The organism is Microcoleus sp. B3-A4 (assembly GCF_036705385.1).
In the GTDB taxonomy this organism is placed as follows: Bacteria; Cyanobacteriota; Cyanobacteriia; order Cyanobacteriales; family Microcoleaceae; genus Microcoleus.
Genome location: NZ_JAUBUI010000210.1, coordinates 1 through 1,635, shown reverse-complemented (window position 1 = coordinate 1,635; position 1,635 = coordinate 1). Strand labels below are relative to the sequence as shown.

1 protein-coding gene is annotated in these 1,635 nt (G+C 46.9%); it reads right to left on the bottom strand.

All coding sequences use genetic code 11. The features are described from left to right. Window positions 1–57: 57 nt before the first annotated feature. Window positions 58–1,593 (bottom strand): IS3 family transposase, encoded by a 1,536-nt coding sequence (locus QUB33_RS29410; RefSeq protein ID WP_333221628.1) that lies wholly within the window; start codon window positions 1,591–1,593, stop codon window positions 58–60. Between the last annotated feature and the right edge of the window lie 42 nt (window positions 1,594–1,635).

Genomic DNA, 1,635 nt, shown 5'->3' with positions numbered 1-1,635 from the left:
TGTTGATTTGCACCCAAATTTGACCCGGGGGGGATGCGGACAAAATCTTGGACTTTTTTACGTTAAAAATCCCAGACTTTCACGGTATTCAATCGGGCTAAGGTAGCCCAGTGAGCTTTTGATTCTTTTTTCGTTATACCAGCGAATGTAGGCATCAAGCTTGGCGATGAATTCCTCAACTGAAGTTGAGCGCCAGTCTTTAGGGTAAAACATTTCTGTTTTTAACCTGCCAAAGAAGCCTTCACAAGCCGCATTATCTGGCGAGCAAGCTTTGCGTGACATCGACCTTGTCAGATTGGCTTTTGAGACCCTAGTAAGCCAACCTGGCCATCGATAGTGACCACCTCTATCTGAATGAATGATGGTGTTTTTTGCATCAGTCACAGTCTCAATTGCTGCGTCGAGCATGCCGTTTACAAGCTCTGCGTCAGGACTGGTACTGATGGACCAGCTAATCACCATTCCGTCGAAACAATCAATCATCGGCGATAGATACACTTTTCCTGCTGGAATCTGAAATTCCGAAATATCCGTTAGCCACTTTTCGTTTGGAGCGGTCGCAGTAAAATCGCGGTTGATTAGGTTCTCTGGGGCTGGGCTAACCTCACCGACATAGGACGCATATCGACGTTTTTTGGGTCTGGCTGCCTTGAGTCCGCCTTGCTTCATGAGCCGACGTACAACTTTTTCAGAGAGAAACACTCGTTCTCTTCCAAGAGCTGCTTTTAGTCGACGATAACCATATGAATGATGGTTGTCTTCAAACACCTCGGCCAGTGTGTTTCTAACCTCAGCATACTTGTCCCCTACACGGGAAGGTGACCGATGATAAAAATACGAACTGCGCGGCATGTCTAATTTTTTGAGTAACTCAGTCAAGTCATATTCTTCTCTGAGGGCGTCAATCAACATTGTCTTCTCGCGATTGCACAGAATTTGCAGGTCGACGCCCAGGTCTTTTTTTAGCAGTTCGTTGGCCTTCTTCAACAAATCATGCTCTAGTTTCAAATCGCGAATATCGCGTTGCAGCTCCTGGATTTGCTTCTCTAGTTCGAGCCGATTTGAATCCGCATGGGAACCTTTGTCATGTTTCATGGATGCCGCGTCCTCCTTCCCCAACAACTGTTTTTTCCAGTTGTATAGAGTTACTCGGTCCACGTCCAGCTTTTCTGCCAACACCTGGGCACTTTCATTTCTTGTACAAAGTTCAAAGACAGCCGCCCGTTTGAAAGCCAGCGAAGCGGCCTCCCTGCGAACTTTGCCTACGACTCGTTGTTTCGCTTCGGGATACAGCTCGCAGACCCAGTCAGAAAGCTTCTGGCGTGAAGGGTAGCCCAAAGACCTAATCGTCGCAGCAATACATCGGCCGTTAGCCATGAAATGAGAAACAGCGGTCTTTTTCTGCTCCTCTGAATACTTTGGCTTGGTCCTTTGGTAACGCTTGAGCACATCACCATTTTGCTCAAAATCAACACACCATGCTTTCAAGGCGTTCTTTGTTGGATAACCCAACTGGCGTATGGTCACCTTGCAGTTTTTTCCTGTTCTCAGAAAAAGTTGCACTGCCCTAAGACGTTCTTCGTATGAATACATGGACTACCTCCTAAAGTAGTCCAAGATTTTGTCCGCATCCCC

Coding starts and splice junctions, on each gene's coding strand:
- QUB33_RS29410 (WP_333221628.1), bottom strand. CDS start 1,593: ATGTATTCATACGAAGAACGTCTTAGGGCAGTGCAACTTTTTCTGAGA.